Origin of the sequence: Promicromonospora sp. NPDC059942, assembly GCF_042731755.1 — a bacterium.
Classification (GTDB): Bacteria; Actinomycetota; Actinomycetes; order Actinomycetales; family Cellulomonadaceae; genus Promicromonospora.
On sequence record NZ_JBHWLR010000005.1, the window covers coordinates 155220 to 173634 of the forward strand.

An 18415-nucleotide genomic window follows, 5' to 3' on the forward strand; every position below is an offset into this window, starting at 1 on the left:
ATGAAGTTCTCTTTCGAAGCCGATCTGGACTACCAGCGCGCCGCGATCAATGCCGTGGTCGACCTGTTCAGAGGCGAGGATGCGCTGACGTCCCAATTCACGGTCCAGGCAGATCCGGAAGCCCGCGACACGCTGCCCGGCACAGGATTCTCGGGCACCGGTGTCGCCAACCGGCTCAGCCTGGACAGCGAGACGATCCTGGAGAACCTGCAGGGAGTCCAGGAGACGGCTGGCTTCGGCCCGGAAAGCTCGCTCGAGTCCGTGAACTTCACGGTCGAGATGGAGACTGGTACTGGCAAGACGTATGTTTACCTGCGCACGATCTACGAGCTCCATGAGCGGTACGGTTTCAAGAAGTTCATCGTGGTCGTTCCGTCTGTGGCGATCAAGGAAGGGGTGCTTGCGTCGCTGGAAATGCTCCGGGAACACCTCGGCTCGCTGTACGCGAACCCGCCGATGCAGTTCTTCCAGTACGACGGCAACCAGCCCAGCCAGGTGCGGACCTTCGCGACGTCGTCCGGCATTGAGATCATGGTCATGACGGTCGGGTCGATCAACAAAGACTCCAACATGATCTTCAAGCCGACGGAGAAGCTCGACAACGAGGTCCCGATCGACCTGATCCGCGAAACCAGGCCGATCGTGATAGTCGACGAGCCACAGAGCGTCTACGGCGACGACGGTAACCCGCGCAAGAAGCTCGGGCGCGGCAGGATCGGTATCACCCGGCTCCACCCGCTCGCCGTTCTTCGCTACTCGGCAACGCATCCGAAGTTTGACAGAGGCAACCTGGTCTATCGGCTTGACGCTATCGCGGCGTACGAGAAGCAGCTCGTCAAGCAGATCGAGGTTGACTCCCTCGTCACCGAATCAAGTGGGACCACCCCCTATGTCCAGCTCAAGAGCGTGAAACGAAGTGCTGGAAACTTCTCGGCACGTATCGAGGTCGACGCCGACAACGGCACGGGGGTTCATCGCAGGATCGTGACGGTTCGCGACGGCGACAACCTCGGCGACATAACCGGCCGCACGCTGTACTCGAATCTCACCGTGTCGGCAGTCGGGGTGCAGCCCGAGTACATCCGCTTCGACACCGTGGCAAAGGCACTCGCCCCCGGCGAGTCGATCGGGGCCGAGGTGAACGTTGGCGAGAAGTCCCGGCAGATGATCGCGCAGACCATCCGTCAGCACCTACGCAAGGAGGAGGAGTTCCGCACTCACCGGCGCGACATCAAGGTGCTGAGCCTGTTCTTCGTGGACTCGGTGAGTAAGTACCGGGTGTACGACGAGGATGGGAACGCTCACCCCGGCGAGTACGCGCGGATCTTCGAGGAGGAGTACGCACGTATCACCTCCGAGCCGGAGTTCACAACGCTGCTCGGCTCGCAACTGCCCGACGCCGTGGCCACTGAGGCACACCAGGGCTACTTCTCCGTCGACCGGAACAAGAAGAGCGGCGCCGAGCGCTTCATCGATACATCGGAGAAGACTGCCGCCGGCCGCCAGGCAGCCGAAGCTGCCTACGAGCAAATCATGAAGCGCAAGGCGTGGCTGACGACACCAGGCACCCCGATCCGCTTCATCTTCACGCACTCAGCGCTGCAGGAGGGCTGGGACAACCCAAACGTCTTCCAGATCTGCGTACTGCGGAACATGGGTTCCGAGCGCTGGCGTCGGCAGAGCGTCGGCCGCGGGCTTCGTCTCTGCGTGGACGGTACGGGCAACAGGGTGCACGGATTCCACGTCAACCGGCTCACGGTAATCGCAAACGAGTCGTACGAAGAGTTCGCCGAGCAGCTCCAGCACGAGATCGCCGAGGACCTCGGCATCCCGTTCGGCAAGGTCACCGCGGACAGCATCGCCCGGATCGAGTTCTCGGATCCCGAGACCGGCAAGCCGATCAAGGTAGGCACCGCCGCCGCAGAGAACCTTGTTACCGCCCTCCTCGTCGGCGGATACATCGACCCGGCCGGAAAGGTACAAGACGTTTTGCGCAAGGCGGTCCAAGAGGGCAGCGAAGAGCTCAAGGCTCTCGTGAGCGACGTCGTCGCGGACGAGTCTGGCCAGATCAAGGTCCTCGACCTGATCAAGCGCCTCGCTCGTCCGATCGACATCAAGAAGGCCGGTGACCGCATTCCCGTGCCGATCGTCGAGGAGCGAATCGAAAGCCCCGAATTCCAGGCGCTCTGGGACCGCATCAAGCACCGCACCGAGTACCGGGTCCAGGTAGACGAGACGGAACTGCAGCTGGCCCTCGTGAAGGCTCTGCAGCGGATGATCCCCGTGCCGGCGCGCAAGGGCGAATGGCAGACGTCGCGTGTAGAGAAGATCGACCAGAGCGGTCTCGTCGCGGACGTCTCCGCGATCCGCCGCGCTGACGTCACCTACGCGGACAGTGAGGACCTGCCGGACATCCTCTCGGTCCTTGCCGACCGGACGCAGCTAACGCGAGCAACTATCGCTCACGTACTGACCAACTCGGGCACGCTCCCTCAGTTTGTGCGGAACCCACAGGCCTATGTGGACCGCGTCTCGCGGCTCATGAACGAGACGAAAGAGGCATTCCTCCTCAAGGGCCTCCAATACGACCTTGTGGCCGACGACCGCCCGGCGGATGAGCGTTGGTATCCCCTGTCACTGCTGAACAACGCAGACCTCCAGGGCTACGAGGGTGCGAGCGGCAACATCGTCTCTGACCGCGATGGCATGGCGATCTCATTCGCCACCAAATCGCCCTACCGGCATGTAGTTGCTCAGTCCGGTGTCGAGAAGGAGTTCGCGCTCAATCTCCTCCGCAGGGAGGACGTCAAGGCGTTCGTCAAACTCCCGGACTCTTTCCGCGTCCCGACACCTTTCGGCTCGTACGTCCCTGACTGGGCAGTACTCGTCGAGCTGCCTGACGGCAGCCGGTACATCGTCTTCGAGACGAAGGGAACGCCGAACATCGAGGGTCTCCGCATGGCGGAGAAGGGGAAGATTCTCGCAGCAGAGGTCCACTTCGACACGGTCGCGGAACGTGTCGGGATCGCCGACCTGGACTACCAGACGGTGACGACGATGGATGACTTCAATGGGGTGCTCGACGGAACGGGACTTGTCGGCGGGAGGGCACAGAGATGAAAGCCGTCGACGCACAGCTCCTGACGCTGCTGAAGAAGAGCAACCAGTTCGTCGTCCCTATCTACCAGCGGGCCTACGCGTGGACCCGCGGCGAGGTCGAGCAGCTATGGGCCGACATCCTGCGCGCGGGGTCAAACAACTCGCTCGGTGCTCACTTCACGGGATCCGTCGTCTACGTCGAGAAGGCTCAGGGCGCGATCACCGACATCGAGCCCAATCTCATCATCGATGGTCAGCAGCGCGTCACCACAGTAACGCTGCTACTGGCGGCTCTCACCAAGCAGCTGGAAGAACTCCCTGAGGATCAGCGGGAGCCTGTGGACGGGTTCTCGCCGCGCAAGATCCGCAACCGTTACCTCATCAACGACGATGAGGAGGGCGAACGCAGATACAAGCTCGTCCTGTCGCAGGGCGACCGCGCCGCGCTGTTCGCGGTCGTGGACCGAATGAGCCTGGACGATCACGAGCCCAGCCGAGTGGTGGAGAACTACGAGCTCATCCGCCGGCTGCTGGCCGCACCGGGCACGGACCTTGCAGTCATCTGCCGAGGCCTGGCCAAGCTCGTCGTCGTCGATGTCCGCCTCGAGCGAGGCATTGACAACCCACAGCTCGTCTTCGAGGCGATGAACTCGACCGGTAAGAAACTGTCGCAGGCTGATCTGATCCGCAATTTCGTCCTGATGGACCTCAAGCCCAGTGCTCAGGAGAAGTTGTATACCCAGTACTGGCGACCGATGGAGGTCGACTTCGGGGCTGGTGCCTACGAGACTCAGTTCGACCAGTTCGTGCGCCACTTCCTCACCGTGGCGACCGGTAGCATCCCGCGCGTTGACGACATCTACGAGGCGTTCAAGGACTACGCCAGCGCCGTGGCCAGGGCCGGCGAGTCCGTGACCGACCTCGTCGTCCGGCTCCGCGAGTACTCGCGCAGGTACTGCGCCATAGCGCTCGACCTGGAGAAGCGGCCGGGGCTCCGCGCCGTGTTCAAGGACCTCGACCAGATCAAGGCCGATGTCGTGTACCCGTTCCTCCTCGAGGCGTACACGGACTACGAGCTCGACACGATCACCGAGACCGAGCTTCTCGAGATCGTCGAGATGGTTACCTCGTACATCTTCCGCCGAGCCGTGTGCCGGATCCCGACCAACTCGTTGAACACTACATTCGCTACGTTCAGCAAGTCGATCCGCAAGGACCGATACGTCGACAGCGTCAAGGCGCACTTCCTCGGAATGAAGAGCTACCGGACCTTCCCGACCGACGCCGAGTTCGTCGAGGCGCTCCGCACGAGCGATCTCTACAACTTCCAACGGAGGTCGTACTTCCTGCGTGTGCTTGAGAACCACGGGAGAAAGGAGCGCGTGTCGATCGAGGAGTATTCGATCGAGCACATCCTGCCCCAGAACGAGAACCTGCCTGAGCCCTGGCGAGCCGCGCTCGGCGACGACTGGCAAGCGATCCAGGTGAAGTACCTGCACACGCTGGGCAACCTCACGCTAACCGGGTACAACTCGGAGTACTCGGACCACCCATTTGAAAAGAAGCGGGACATGAATGGCGGCTTCAAGGACTCGCCGCTTCGACTTAACCAGGGCCTCGGCCAACTTGAGGTCTGGGAGCCGGAGCAGATCGAGGCGCGTGCGGCTGAACTCGCCGAGCGTGCCACCGGCATCTGGCGACGCCCCGTCATCGATCCTCAGATAGCAGCAACGTTCACATCGCCGAAGTCCACCACCGGGTTCACCATCGAGGACCACCCGAACCTGCTACCGCCACAGCGGCGAGAGCTCTTCGAGCGGTTCACCAGCGAAGTCCTAGCGCTCGACCCCGCGATCACGCGAACGTTCCTCAAGCTGTACGTCGCGTTCAAGGCGGAGACGAACTTCGTGGACGTTGTACCTCAGGTAGGCCGGCTCCGGCTGAGCCTGAATATCCCGATCGAGGCTCTAAACGACGAGCGGGACCTCGCGTACGACGTCAGCGGAAAGGGCCACTGGGGCAATGGACCGACAGAGGTGACACTCGACGAGGGTTCGGACTTCATGTATGTCATAGGCCTTGTCCGCCAGGCATACGAGTACCAGCTCGGCACGGAGTGACAGCAGCCATGAACTCCTTCATCGGCGAATCGCGCTTCGGCTACCACCCGGACTAGGAGACCTGAACGCAGCGCTCGAACGCCGCAAACTCTCACGGGCTCTCGTCGTCAGGCCACCTGTCGAGTGCGTCATTGACGTGACGACATCGTGCCGGGTCGTCTGAGATTTGGAGGTGGAAGGAGCGTGCACTCGTCGCGTTCCAGCAAGACGGTCCCGCTCCGGTCATCACCCGAGCACGACCGAGAGCCCCGTGCGTGCCGAGCTCGACCGGCTGCTGAGCGCCTATCCGGAGGGGCACAGGTCGTCGTGCCGCTTGACGAGGCTCGGGGCTTGAGTTCGACGGTGTCGTCGTAAGTGAGCCGGCCGATCTCCTACAAAACTTCGGTCGGCGCGGCCCTCTGTACACGTCGCTCACCCGTCCGAACAGGGAACTCGCCGTCGTGCACAGCAAGCCGCTACCGGAGGAGCTCCGACCGCGGAAGTGATAGCCGCAGCTCAGACTGGATCGGGCCGCTCTACGGCTGCAGCACGTGCCAGGTGCGTCGTGACGGACCGGGTGCGGCGTTTGCGACCGAAGGTGCGCAGCGTGGCAACATCAAGACCTTCGAGCTTGAGCTCTGGCGAGCGGCGGCGGATGAGGCGTCTGGCGTTGGCGATCTCGACAGGGCTGATGTGCAGGAATTCCCGGCCAGCATCGCTGTCATTCGGGCGGAACTCGGTCCACGTGTTCGGGTCGAGATTCGACGGCCAGAGAAACTTGTCGGCGTCGAGGTGCAGTCCGAGCTGGCGTACCTGTCGCTCGACTTTCTGCCAGCGCTTCGTCGTCAGCCGAGGTACGTCGAACGAGTGCGCAATGAGGACAATCAGGCGGTCCATGTGGATCGGTCCCTCGAACTCCACGATCTCAGTTGCGGCTGCCCGGATGCGGTCCTTATTCGCCTTGCGGGCCACGTTGTCCAGGACCTCGGTGTCACCGAGGCGCACCGGGACCCAGGGGTCGTACGCAGGACGGGTTGAGCCGATCGTCGGTGTCGTCTCGGGATCGTCGCGCTCCAGGACCTGCTGGTCCGGCTCGACCAACTCATCCTCGTGCGGTTCGGCCACCGTCTCCTGGTCCGACTCGGACTCGGCTGCCGAAGGCTCGTCAAGTCCTGATGTGGGCCGTGCGTGACTTTCGATCCCCGATTCTCGAACCAACGCTTCGAACGCGGCCTTATGAAGGTCAGTCACCGGCGGCAGACCCGCTTCGTCGCCGAATTGCGCCAGAAGCCGCCGCGACGTGTCGTGGAAGCGCCAGGCATCGGCCGTGGTGATCTCGTCGTTGTGCTTCTCAGCGTTGCGCATGATGCGGAGCTCGTTCGCCAGACTCGAAACGTAGCGAGGCCGTCGACGATCGTCATCGAACGGGAAGCCGATCCGACCTAAGCGCTCGGTCAGGACACGAAGCTGGCACTGGATGTCGCGAGTGTTGTAGTGGCCGGGTGTTCTGCCTTTTGCTCGGTCCAGTTCCGTAAGGACAGCGGTCCATGAGAGCCCCTGAAGGTCTGCTGCCAGACGTGACGCGATAATCGGATCAAGACGCGTCTCAAGGTGATCCAAGCCTGCTCGGACGGAGTCACGCGGTACGAAGGTCAACCAGGTCTCCCGACGGCGAAGCGCGACGACCGCCGTGGTGGGCAGCCGTCGTCGCGGGGCGAGTAGTTTGTCCTAATCCTATCGCCGCTACCTGCGGTTACGCGCGGGTTCTGCGGAGGAGAAACTGCCAACCGGGTGACTTTGGTGAGTTCTCGCCTCCGACGGTACTTCGCGCTCCCATCCGCGAGTATCGTCACAGCCGTGACAGCGAATCGGGTGCCAGAACAGCACATTGCCGTGTTCGGTGGGAGCGGCAGCGGCAAGACCGTCTTGGTCTCGTCGTTTTACGGTGCAGCGCAGGAGCAGGCGTTCCTCAAGGAGAGCCTGTTCCACGTCATCGCTGACGACACTGGTCAGGGCAATCGCCTGCGCCAGAACTACCTCGGCATGAAGAATGCCGCAACGGTGCCAGGTCCTACCCGCTTCGCGGCGACCCCGTACTCGTTCACGATCAAACCGAAAGACCACGGCGACGCCAAGGCTGCCAAGGCGAGGCCCTTCGACGCGCTGCGGCTCACATGGCACGACTACCCAGGCGAATGGTTTGAGGAGGAACCCAGCAGCGAAGAAGAAGCGAAGCGCCGCCTCGAGGCATTCCGGTCGCTGCTACGGTCTGACGTCGCCCTGGTTCTTGTCGACGGCCAGAAGCTTCTCGATTATGCGGACGAGGAGGGAAAGTACCTCAAGTCTCTGTTCTGGGGCCTTCGCGACGGGATCCTGCGGCTCAAGGATGATCTCCTCGATGAAGGCAAACCGCTCACTGAGTTCCCCCGCATCTGGATCATCGCGTTGTCAAAGGCAGACCGTCACCCTGACCTCGACGTCCACGGGTTTCAGGACCTCGTGGTGGAGCAGGCCGCCGGTGACATCGCCACGTTGCACGAGGCACTCAAGGGCCTGGTACAGGTCCCTGAAGCGCTGTCGCTGGGCGAAGACTTCCTGCTGCTCTCGTCTGCCAGGTTCGAACCAGGCAAGATTGAGGTGAGTCAGCGAGTCGGCATCCACCTCGTCCTGCCGGTGGCCACGCTGCTGCCTCTGGAGAGACTCGTCCAGTGGGCGGAGAGGCTTGACATCCCGCGGAGGTGGCTGGATCGACTCGTGGACAACGCCGACGTGTTCGCAGAGGTTCTACTCGGCCCGAACGTCTTCCGCGATTTAGTGAGGCGGATTCCCAAGGTTGGCCCGGTCATCGACAAGTTCGTGATCCCCGCCCTAGCTGCGGCAATCAGACTCAGCAAGCCAACGGTCCGGGAGATGAACGCCGAGGCACGATCGAGGAAGGACTATCTCACGGCGATCTTGACGCAGTTCAGACTCGATCTCGACCACGGCGTGGAGGACGGTGTCCTCGTGAAGAGCCGCAAGTGAAGCTCATCTGGGCGACGCGCGGACGGTCTTGGGGGTTCCGGTTCCTCCGGGACGGTGGGTTCCGCGACCCGCTCCCTGTCTACGACCGCATGTTCGCGGGGAAGGAGGGGGAGCCGACGGCGTTCCGGCGTGTCGGCGCGCAGGTGGCCGTGCGCTTTCCAGATCCCGACGGTCGCCTCGATCAGGCGGGGCGCGTCATACCTCATGACATCGTCGTCCTACCACCGCTCGCGGACGCCATCCGATCAGTCGAGGACGGGCAGCGGACAATTTGGCCCCTGCTCACCGATGCCTTCGCTATTTTGTGGGACCAGCCACTACCGCCCGCCTCGACCGATATCCGGAGAGCCTTTGGCGATGATCAGAGCGGTCGCGGCAATAACACCGCGAACGACGGACACCAGTAACGTCGTCGATCTTGCCGGATCGGATTTGGCCACCTACCGATGACCGGCATGGTCCATCGCAGGAAGACTCTCCTCCCCGAGCATGCGCCATATAGGGTCGCGTCGTGGATCAGGGGTCTGAGGTGGTTGCAGCCTTTCTCAACCGCGAAACACGCCAGGTCTGGGCCCGTCATCGGATCACCGGTGAGCCAGTGTTCATCGCTCCAGGCGCGGCAGCGGAAGTCCGCAAGACGGCCCGCGCAGAGTGGACCTGTCTCGTCCCGGGGTGCGAAGTAGCGATCTCGACGCGTGGCGGATCGAAGCGAGACCACTTCTTCCATGTCACGGCCGTCGAGCATCCGGGCGGCCCGGAGAGCGCCAACCACCTCGCGTCCAAGGCCATGCTCGCTCAATGGGCAACTCGGGAGGCGAACATTGGCGCCGTCGTTGTCGAAGAACAGACCCTCAAGAACGTCGAGCTCGAGATCAATCGCCGCCCCGACGTTCTGGTGACCTGGCCCGAGGGTCAACGGCTGGCGCTCGAGGTCGAGTACAAACACTTCCCCACCGAACTCTGGGCCGCGAAGCAGACCGACCTCGACCGCGAAGAAGTCACGGTCACGTGGCTCGTCGGCCACACCCGCGTTCAACAGGATCCGAAGTTCGCATCCGCCGTCCGTGTACCGGCGCTTGGACGAACGCTCGCGGCGGCGGATCGGCATGTGCTCGTCATCAACCCAGCCACTCTCCAGATCGGCACGCTAGCTGGTGACTCGCGGTTCACAACGCGGCTGCGCACATGGGAATCCACTGCGTGGTTGCGCATCGACGACCTTGATACCTGTGTCTTGGACCCCGACCACGGGCTGGTGACACCGACGATGCGAAGAATCGACGCCGCTATGAGAGGGGCCGCCCGCGCCGCCGCAGAACAGGCTGCTGCCGAACGCGCGATCGAAGAGGCGCTGGAGGAAGAGGAACAACGGCAGCGTGCCGCTTGGCATGCATCGCAGGCACGCCGCTTGGTCCACCGCGTGGGGGGAAATTCTCCCCAGCTGCTGAGGAACCCGAGCGATCATGACTGGGCGATCGAAGCGCTCCCGGTCCACTGGCACGCCGTTCTGTACGAAACTCTGATCTACAACAAGCAGGGGCGCGAGTTTGCGTTCGATGACTGCTGGACCGCGCTCCGAGAGGCGTCAATCACGTGGGTACATGACGGTGACCACGCCTTCGAGGCACTGACGTCCTACCTCACCGCGTTCGTTGACACGGGCCTCGTCACTCCAGTCGGGCCCGAACAATGGCGCGTCTGCGGCAAGATCAACCGGTGGCAGCAGGTCCCTGGCCGCACGCCTCGAGCCTAAGGCGGCCTCTGCACCCGACGGCAATCCCAGTGGTCGCAACGTGCCGTCGCGACCACTCAACCCTCAGCTGTTCTGCTGGTGCAGCCCTTCAAGCCCACTCGAGACGTAGCCATCAACGGTTTCGGGGTCGTAGTGGACGACGGCGCTCGGCAAATGAACCTCGTCCAGCCAACGCTTGAGCCGCGCCGACTCCTCCGGGTTGAGACTGTCGCCACCGCGACGCCGGGCCTCGAGGTGCAGCATCGCTGCGTAGTAGTGGTGCTGATGCCCCAGCGACACAATCCACGAAAAAGGACTTCGAGGTGCTCGTCGACTGCCACGGTTCTCTTCTATCGCACCTCCCGTCGCCGTTTGCGACGGGCTGGTCGTCCTCCCGGGGCAGCGTGCGCACAGAGCGCGGTTGCCGGACCAGAACGCGGAGGCGTCTAGCTGATCACTCTCGACCTTGTGCACGGCTGCTAGCCGGGATTCTCTCGGCAGGCAAAGACCGTGCGGGCAAAGTCCTCGAGCGCTCTCCATCTACAAGGACTCTTACACAAACGCACACCCACGCTAACTCTGCGGAAAATCAATGTCGACGAGTGCCACAGTTTTGTGTCACCCCCCTTCCGGGGTGACACAAAACTGTGGCGCAATTCCCCCGTTCGAGCCACGAGTGTTGGCAATGGCATTCGAGGCTTCGGTGCCCGCCCAAGTTCGCACGGAGGGAGCACGGCCATGCACATTGCAATCGAGAATCGCGCGGTCACACCGGCGCACGAGTCCGAGTTCGAGGTCGTCGAGCGCAAAGGGATCGGGCACCCCGATTCTCTGGCTGACATCCTCGCCGAGGAGTTCTCTCGCCGGTACTCCCGCTACGGCTTGGACCAGCTGGGTGTAGTGCCGAATCACTGGGTCGACAAGGTCGCGCTGATCGGAGCCGCATCGGCCGTCGACTTCGGTGGCTACACGGTGGACAAGCCGATCAGCTCGTACCTGTTCGGCAAGCTCACACGCGCGGTCGGCGTCACGGAGATGCCGATCGAGGAGATCTTCAGGTCCACCAATGAGGATGTGCTGCGCGAGGCGACCCGGAGCACGAGCATCCTCGACCACGTCCGGCTTTCCGTTGAAAACACCAGCGGCACAGCAGTGGATCACCCGAGCAGCTTCTACCTGCCGACAGGCGCGGCCGATGCTGAGCAGGCCACGGAGCTAAGGGCGAACGACACGGCTTTTTGTGCGGCACACGCCCCGGCCACTCCCACTGAGCTGCTCGCCATCGCTCTGGAGAACCACATCAACAGCAAGGCGTTCGCTGAGGCGTTTCCGGGGGCCGGCGCCGACGTGAAGGTCATGCTTCTGCGCAGCGACAGCGGCCTGGACATCACAGTTTGCGTGCCGTTCCATCCGGAACAAACTGCGTCGAGAGCCTCCTACGATTCGATGCTCGCCGCGGTAAACGATCACACGACAGCAATCGCAACCGAGACCGCGCAGGGACTCGGCATTACCGAACCCGTCCGCATTGCCCTCAACACCAAGGACGCGACCGGCGGCGCCTACCTCGCGCCGTTCGGCACATCCCTGGGCAAGGGCGACTGCGGCTTGGTTGGTCGAGGAAACAAGGCCGACGGCGTGATCGCCTCGTCCCGCTCAGCCGGCGTCGAGGCCCTTGCGGGAAAGAACCCGGTGCACCACACCGGCAAGCTCTACACGCTCGCTGCAACGCGCATCGCAGACCGTGTTCACGCCGAGCTCGGGCTCGCCAACGAGACCGTCGTCATGTCCCGCAACGGCGATCAGCTCGACCAGCCCGCCTTCGCAGGGGTCCGCCTCGCAGGTCGGGCGACCACAGGGCAGCGAGCGATGATCAACGAGATTGTCCACGACAGCATCGACCGCCTCGATCTGCTGACCAAGTGGCTGCTGGAGACACCCGCGATCGAGCGGTTCCGTGATCCTCGAGTCCAGGTGGAGGGCTGACATGCGCTCGCTGGACGACCGCGACGTCATCCTGGTGACACTGGACTCGTGTCGGTACGACACGGCGGAGCGCGCACGAACGCCAAACCTCGACCGTCTCGGGCCGGTGCATCGAGCGGAGACGGCCGGCACCTATACGTTGCCCGCGCACACCGCCTTCTTCGCGGGCGCCATCCCCACCCTGCTGGGTGACCGCCATCGAATCGGCGGCGACCTGTACGACGCCGTCTGGCGCTCAGCTGCAGCCAGGCCTTCAGCCAAGACGGCCGCAGTACGGTTCACCGGCCGCACGCTCATGGACCACCACCGGGCACGAGGCCACCACATCATCGGTGCGGGTGGGGTTACCTTCTTCGACCCCCGTGAGCCGGCGAACTGGCTGCCCGATCTGTTCGATGACTTCCACTACTACGGACGGCCCAACCGAACCGCCGCTCAGACTCGTGTCCAGGACCGCGACGAGACGCTCACCCTTACCCATGCAGCCGAGCTCGCCGACGCCTTCCTTGCCGCCGACCGTTCCTTCCTGTTCATCAACTGCCCCGGCACCCACATTCCATACACGACACCGCTCTCCCAACTCGACGCCACGACAGAAACGACACTCGAGCGCCTGTACGCGCTGCACGACGGCAAGACCTTCGACTCACCCGGTCTCAACCGTGACGAGATCGCCACCCTTCTCGATCTGCAGGTTCGAGCCCTCGAATGGGCTGATCGACAGCTGGGGATCCTCTTCCGCGCCGTTGCAGACAGGGAACCCCTTGTCGTGGTTTGCGCCGACCACGGCGAGGAGTTCGGCGAAGGTGACAGATACGGCCACGGGCACCCCCACTCGACCGTGACGACGGTCCCGCTGTGGTCCGGTGTGCTCAGCGGAGCACCACAATGAGCGAAGACGTCACGGAGTCGTGGCTGACCGACACCTTGCGGCTCGCCCGCCGCCTGCCTACCGAGGTTGCACCCGGCATCCTCGCCGACCGTTTCCGCAGCGTTCTCGGATGGTCTGAAGCGTCAGGCAACGATGCACCGTGGATCGTCTTCGACGGACCGTCAGCCGTCGGCAAGGACACTCAGATCGACCTCATCACCGAATGGCTGGAGAGCAGCGGCCTCACCGTTCGTCTGGTGGGCGGTACCGGCGACGGCACGACCCTGGGCCCGCTTACCGGAACACTCATCACCAGGAATGCCGCACTCCCGGGAGCCTCTCGCTGGGTGGCCGACTACCGCATCAAGGCAGCAGCCTGGGGGTCGCTCCGCGGGCACGAGCCTGCTCCGCGCAAGGCGGACATCGTGTTGTCCAACCGGGGCCCGCTGTCCCAACTGGTCTACTCGGCTGTCTCCGGGCGTCTAGATCTGCTCGCTGACAGAGATGCACTGGCAACTGCCGACGCCGCCGTCAGAGCCAATGACCTGCACCTGCTGCTTTCCTGCCCCGACGCCGACGTCGTCGAGCGCGCCAGACGACGTACTGTCGCCGGCGAGAAGAGCCCCCGCGACGTCGACACGCCACGCTTCGTCTCCGCGGCGAATCGTTCTTTCCACGAGCTCGCGGCTCGCCTGCCGTGGGTCAGAACGGTGGAGACCACCGGTGATCGCGAGGCGAACTTCGCCTCGGTGAAACGCGTCATCATCAACGCAGTCGATCTTGGCCTCGGCGAGTTCGAACGCACGGAGAGGGACGGCGATGCCGCCTGAGTCCTGGCTCGAACATTCGGCTGTCCAGCACCTTCAGGGTCCGTTCCGAACTCGGCTCGGGGTCTCACCTCACCACCCGTCGTTCCAGGTCGGAGCACTAAGGACCCACTTGCTGACTGCTGCGCTGGCTCACGCTGCGGCCGATTCCAGAGGAGCGACCGCTCAGGTCCTGCTGCGCTGGGACGACACCGACCGCACGCGAGCATCGGCAGAGAACAAGTGGTGCCTGCGTAGCGAGCTTGCCGAGATGGCCGGAATCCCGATCGACGCCGGTGGCCGGCACGGAGAGCTTCACCAATCCCGCCGCGACATGATCTACCGGACGGCCGTCGATCGCCTGGTGGAACTCGGCCTGACGAAGGTTCAGGACGGCTGCCCCGCCCTAAACCTTCCGGCCATGGATGCATATCTTGTGGCAACGGGCGTCGATCCGAGCATGTTGGCGCGCGCACGAATCGTGAACAGCCAAGTTGTCCCGGAACCCCAGCGTCAGACCGTGAGGCTTGTACGGTCTGACGGCACTGTGCTCTGGCATCTGGCCACCGTTGTCGATGACCTCGAGGCAGGGGTGAACCTCATCGTCCGCGGCGTCGACAAGATCGACGCGACGAGCATCCAGGAGCGATTGCGAGCAGTTCTCGCTCCCCACCAGCGGGCCGCATATGTGTTCCTGCCGCGGCTACGTCCTGCCACTGGAGCTCCTAAGACCCGAGTCGTCGACGTCCAGGCGGCCGGTATCAGCGCTGCCGCCTTGCGCTGGTTCCTCGCCGAGACCTACGTCCTCGGCGAGGAACCGGTAATTACCTTCCGAGAGCTCGTCGACCGTCTCCGACCGGTGCTGCCGAAGTCGCGTGACAGCCGCCTCGATCTACAGCGGCTCAACTCGATGGAGCGAAAACTCAAGAGAGCGCACCGCGCCTCGAGCACGGCACCTATCTGCGCTCTTGAAGATCAAGCAAGTCCGAGCTGATCAGCCCAGACGCTGCGACGCTGCCCTCAGCCGTTCCAGGGTCCGCTCACGGCCCAGTACGTGGATTGACTCGAACAGCGGTAGTCCGACACGACGGCCGGTGATCGCGACGCGGACCGGCGCCTGCGTCTTACCAAGCTTTAGGCCCCGCGCCGTGCCGATCTCCTCCAACGCCGTCTTCAAACCGTCAACAGACCATTCGACCTGTGAGTACCTCGTGATGGTATCGGTCAGGATGCCCGCTGCATGCTCCATTCCCATCGCCTTGCTCCAAGCGGCCTCGTCCACGGCAGGCTCATCGAGGAACAGGAAGTCGACCATCTCCACGACGTCGGACAGCAGCACGATCCGGGTCTGCACCAGCTCGGCCAGCTCGGCAAACACCGCAGGGTCATACGCCGCGGGTGACCACGGGGTGTCGTCGGACACGAGCCAGGGCTGGACGGCCTCAATGAACTCGGCAAGCGTCATGGCGCGGATGTAATCCCCGTTGAACGCCTGCAGCTTCTTGACGTCAAAGAATGCCGGCGACGGGTTGACGTCCTCCAGACGGAACTCAGCGACTATGTCACCCCAAGGCACGATCTCGCGGTCACCGGACGGCGCCCAGCCCAGGAGCATCAGGTAGTTCCGCATCGCTCTGGCGAGATACCCCTCAGCGCGGAAGTCCTCCAGCGCAACCCGGTCACGCCGCTTGGAGAGCTTCTGCCGCTTCTCGTTGACCAGCACCGGCGCGTGCGCCCACACCGGCGGCTGCGCATCCAGTGCCTCCCAGATCAGCTGCTGCTTCGGAGCGTTCGGCAGGTGCTCCTCAGCTCGCACTACATGTGTGATGCCCATGATCATGTCGTCCACGACGTTCGCCAGCAGGAACACCGGAGAGCCATCGCCACGCGCAATCACGAAGTCCTCGATCAGCGCGTTCTCGAACTCGGGCTTGCCCCGAACCAGGTCCACCACGACTGTGGTGCCCTCGTCAGGTGTACGGAACCGCACGGCCCTACCTGGGGACGCCTCCAAGCCTCGGTCGCGACAGTAGGCGTCATAGCCCCTGTGGCTCGACCCGGTACGAGCGATCACGTCGTCGCGGGAGCAGTCGCAGTAATAGGCTCGGCCGTCAGTGAGAAGCTTGTCGATCGCCTCATGATGCTTGCCCACGTAGTCCGACTGAAACAAAGGGCCCTCGTACTGCGACTCGTCGATCCCGAGCCAGGCCATCGAATCGAGGATGCCCTGCACCCATTCAGGCTTGCTGCGCTCAGCGTCCGTGTCCTCGATGCGCAAGACCAGCGACCCACCCGATTGGCGCGCAAAGACCCAGTTGAAAAGCGCCGACCGGGCGTTCCCTACGTGGAACATGCCGGTTGGTGAAGGGGCAAAGCGCACTCGAATCTCAGGATTGGTCACCGGTGAAGCCTATCCATCCGTCGATAGGCTGGGAGTGCCACAGTTTGTGGCACGACCGCCGCGAGGCGACACATAGGCTGTCCTACCGATGCGCGCTCGGGCGTATCGTGGTGGATTCTCGATCTCTGCTAGCGCTGGTGGCCCCATGGACGATGACCTGATCGGCAAGCGAATCGCAGCGCAACGCAAGGCGCGCGGACTGACCCAGGTCGCGCTCGCACACGATGCGGCAATCAGCCTGTCACTGCTTCGCAAGGTCGAGCAGGGTGAGCGCGACTGCTCGCAGTCCACCCTCGCCTCCGTCGCGCGAGTCCTCAGGGTCGACGCCGGGACACTGACGGGGCAGCCTTACGACACGGACGAACCCCGCAAGGATCGCATCCACAAGTACATCCCGGACCTGCGACGTGCGCTCAATTCCTGGGACCTTTCGATAGACCTGGACCACAAGCCCCGTCCGCTCAGCGAACTCGCGGCGGATGCGAAGAACGTGGCGCACCAGCTCCAGCTCGGCCGCAACCGACGACTGGCAGAGATGCTGCCCGCGCTCCTGACCGAAGCGTTCGCGATGGTCCACGCCACCGACGACGAGCACGAACGTGATGCGCTCGGAAGAGTGCTCCTGGCCTACACCCATGCTGCGCACACGGTCGCGCACCAAACCGGATACGAGGACCTCGCTGCCGGGGTCGAGGACCGGATTCAGTGGATCGCGTCCTACACGCAGGATCCTGCCGCTAAGGGATTCGCCGCGTGGATGCGAACCACGTCGATCATGCGCGACGGGCTCTACGAGCCTGGCCTGCGCCTGCTTGACTCAGTCCGTTCCGAGATCGAGCCCGGAGGAATTGGCGACGACGCCACCCTCCTCGCGGTCGGTTCGCTGCACCTGCGCTCGTCACTGCTTGCTGGGCGTGCCGGCAATCTGGCACTTGCGATGGACCATGTCGAAGAGGCGCAGCAGATCTCGACGCACCTGACCACAGACACTGACAACGACTGGCAGCACATGGCGTTCGGCCCGTCGAACGTCGCGATCTACCGCGTTGCCTCGGCGGTCGAGTCCGGAGACGGACCGCGCGCGCTCGCAATCGCCGACGAGATGCGTCTGCCGGACCACATGCTCACTCGGCTGCCCACGCGCGTCGCTCACCACAAGACCGATCTCGCTCGGGCGTACTTCTGGCAGGGCAAGCACGACAAGTCGCTCGAGAGCTTGGAACTGGCGAGGAAGGCAGCGCCGCAGCAGACGCGGCATCACCCCGCAGTGCGGGAGGTAGCCAATCTGCTGGTCCGCGCGCACCGCAGGTCCAACGAGCCCTTGGCGAGATTCCACGCGTGGCTCGGGCCAGACCCTGAGTGGTGATGCCTTTCAGGCACCTTCTACGAGAACAACGCGGAAGATCGCTCCCCTGAACCGGTGCTCCGCCGCAGCCTGATACTCAGGGCTGTCGTACCAAGCACGCGCCGCGGCCGCCGTCGGAAACTCGATCACCACGACGCCCTCGGGTGCGGTGCCTTCAAGCACCTGCTGTTCGCCATAGGCAGCGAGGATCTTCGCGTCGTGCCTTTCGAACGACTTCCCGACATGCTCCAGGTAGGCGTCGACCTCGGACTGGTCGTGCGTGCTTTCCTTGAAGAACACGACGTACGCACTCATGGCGGGACCCTTTCGAACGGCTTCTGGCGATGGGTGTCGATGAGGCGTCCAGCCATCGCTCCGTTCCACGCCTCTGGGCGGCGATCCTAGCGGCTGGTCAGAGATACCAAGGGGGCGACGTCACCGCACCATGCGGATCTCGACGATGCCGAGTCCATCGGTCAGACAGGCACCGTCTGGCGTGAACCCGTGCTTCTCGTAGAACCTGCGAGCACGGGGGTTGGACTCGGCCGCCACCCAGAGCTCGGCAGGCCTGTCGGGCGCAAGGACGCCCTCGAGCAACAGCGCGCCGACCCCGGTTCCGTGGCGCTCGCCGAGCACGTAAAGGGACCACAGCTCGTCGGACCGGACCGGCGGGATGCCCTCCTTGGCGCGCGTGGCGCCTGCCTTCGCAAAGCCCACCACCCCGTGGTCGACGACGGCGACTGCGAGATACCCCGGCCGCTCCTCCGACAGCCGTTCACGCCACCGCTGAGCACGTCGTTCGACGGTGTCGGTCTCCCAGTGCTCGGCTGGGAGCAGCTCGGAGTAGGTCTGCACCCAGGCGGTGTGGTGCACGACGGCGATCGCCTCGGCGTCGTCGGGGACCGCGGGTCGTACCAGTGGCTCGCTCATCGGCCCACGATGTCACCCGACGATCTCAGCCGCGATGCCTTTTCGAGGCCGGCACCGTGCTGACGGCAGCCGGGGGGCCGTAGGACCACGAAGGCAATTCCTCCCTCTCGCTCGTCGATGTC

General features: G+C 63.8%; 15 protein-coding genes and 1 riboswitch. Of the genes, 10 read left to right on the forward strand and 5 right to left on the reverse strand.

Annotated features, from left to right (window positions below):
* Together ACFV9Q_RS10000 and ACFV9Q_RS10005 are read left to right on the forward strand one after the other, a co-directional pair.
* Positions 1-3120 carry a DEAD/DEAH box helicase family protein gene (locus tag ACFV9Q_RS10000; protein ID WP_377234283.1) on the forward strand — a complete coding sequence of 1040 codons (3120 nt, stop codon included), beginning with the start codon at positions 1-3 and terminating at the stop codon, positions 3118-3120.
* Positions 3117-5219: a DUF262 domain-containing protein gene (locus ACFV9Q_RS10005; RefSeq protein WP_377234284.1), complete on the forward strand. Its 2103-nt coding sequence runs from the start codon at positions 3117-3119 to the stop codon at positions 5217-5219. The genes ACFV9Q_RS10000 and ACFV9Q_RS10005 overlap by 4 nt, the downstream gene beginning before the upstream one ends.
* A 495-nt stretch (positions 5220-5714) precedes the next feature.
* Here ACFV9Q_RS10005 and ACFV9Q_RS10010 read toward each other — a convergent pair whose 3' ends face one another.
* The gene (locus ACFV9Q_RS10010) at positions 5715-6818 is read right to left on the reverse strand and encodes a DUF3320 domain-containing protein (protein ID WP_377234285.1); all 1104 of its coding nucleotides are present in this window, start codon (positions 6816-6818) and stop codon (positions 5715-5717) included.
* Positions 6819-7055: 237 nt separating this feature from the next.
* On the opposite strand from ACFV9Q_RS10010, the gene ACFV9Q_RS10015 reads away from it, so the two are divergent.
* The 3 genes from ACFV9Q_RS10015 (at position 7056) to ACFV9Q_RS10025 (ending at position 9975) form a co-directional block, all read left to right on the forward strand.
* Positions 7056-8222: an ATP/GTP-binding protein gene (locus tag ACFV9Q_RS10015; RefSeq protein WP_377234286.1), complete on the forward strand. Its 1167-nt coding sequence runs from the start codon at positions 7056-7058 to the stop codon at positions 8220-8222.
* Positions 8219-8629, forward strand: coding sequence for a hypothetical protein (locus tag ACFV9Q_RS10020; RefSeq protein WP_377234287.1), 411 nt, complete (start codon positions 8219-8221; stop codon positions 8627-8629). Before ACFV9Q_RS10015 ends, ACFV9Q_RS10020 begins: the two co-directional genes overlap by 4 nt.
* A 104-nt stretch (positions 8630-8733) precedes the next feature.
* Positions 8734-9975: a competence protein CoiA family protein gene (locus tag ACFV9Q_RS10025; protein ID WP_377234288.1), complete on the forward strand. Its 1242-nt coding sequence runs from the start codon at positions 8734-8736 to the stop codon at positions 9973-9975.
* Positions 9976-10038: 63 nt separating this feature from the next.
* Here the strand turns inward: ACFV9Q_RS10025 and ACFV9Q_RS10030 are convergent, their stop codons facing one another.
* Complete coding sequence (locus ACFV9Q_RS10030; RefSeq protein WP_377234289.1) at positions 10039-10218, reverse strand: hypothetical protein; 180 nt, start codon at positions 10216-10218, stop codon at positions 10039-10041.
* 86 nt (positions 10219-10304) lie between these two features.
* A riboswitch (SAM riboswitch) is annotated at positions 10305-10420 on the reverse strand.
* Between the two features lie 272 nt (positions 10421-10692).
* On the opposite strand from ACFV9Q_RS10030, the gene ACFV9Q_RS10035 reads away from it, so the two are divergent.
* The 4 genes from ACFV9Q_RS10035 (at position 10693) to ACFV9Q_RS10050 (ending at position 14611) form a co-directional block, all read left to right on the forward strand.
* Complete coding sequence (locus ACFV9Q_RS10035) at positions 10693-11940, forward strand: methionine adenosyltransferase (RefSeq protein WP_377234290.1); 1248 nt, start codon at positions 10693-10695, stop codon at positions 11938-11940.
* Between the two features lies 1 nt (position 11941).
* Complete coding sequence (locus ACFV9Q_RS10040) at positions 11942-12832, forward strand: sulfatase-like hydrolase/transferase (RefSeq protein WP_377234291.1); 891 nt, start codon at positions 11942-11944, stop codon at positions 12830-12832.
* Positions 12829-13641, forward strand: coding sequence for a hypothetical protein (locus ACFV9Q_RS10045; protein ID WP_377234292.1), 813 nt, complete (start codon positions 12829-12831; stop codon positions 13639-13641). Before ACFV9Q_RS10040 ends, ACFV9Q_RS10045 begins: the two co-directional genes overlap by 4 nt.
* Positions 13642-13750: 109 nt before the next feature.
* A complete protein-coding gene (locus tag ACFV9Q_RS10050; protein WP_377234293.1) occupies positions 13751-14611 on the forward strand; it encodes a hypothetical protein in 861 nt (286 codons plus the stop codon).
* Here the strand turns inward: ACFV9Q_RS10050 and gltX are convergent, their stop codons facing one another.
* Positions 14612-16018, reverse strand: coding sequence for a glutamate--tRNA ligase (gene gltX, locus ACFV9Q_RS10055; protein ID WP_377234294.1), 1407 nt, complete (start codon positions 16016-16018; stop codon positions 14612-14614). It lies immediately after the preceding gene.
* Positions 16019-16163: 145 nt separating this feature from the next.
* Between gltX and ACFV9Q_RS10060 the strand changes: the two genes are divergently transcribed.
* Complete coding sequence (locus ACFV9Q_RS10060) at positions 16164-17384, forward strand: helix-turn-helix domain-containing protein (RefSeq protein ID WP_377234295.1); 1221 nt, start codon at positions 16164-16166, stop codon at positions 17382-17384.
* A 6-nt stretch (positions 17385-17390) separates the two neighbouring features.
* On the opposite strand, the gene ACFV9Q_RS10065 is transcribed toward ACFV9Q_RS10060, so the two are convergent.
* Both ACFV9Q_RS10065 and ACFV9Q_RS10070 read right to left on the reverse strand, forming a co-directional pair.
* Positions 17391-17678 carry a DUF1330 domain-containing protein gene (locus ACFV9Q_RS10065; RefSeq protein ID WP_377234296.1) on the reverse strand — a complete coding sequence of 96 codons (288 nt, stop codon included), beginning with the start codon at positions 17676-17678 and terminating at the stop codon, positions 17391-17393.
* A 120-nt stretch (positions 17679-17798) separates the two neighbouring features.
* On the reverse strand, positions 17799-18293 hold the full coding sequence (locus ACFV9Q_RS10070) for a GNAT family N-acetyltransferase (RefSeq protein WP_377234297.1): 495 nt from the start codon (positions 18291-18293) through the stop codon (positions 17799-17801).
* Positions 18294-18415: the final 122 nt, after the last annotated feature.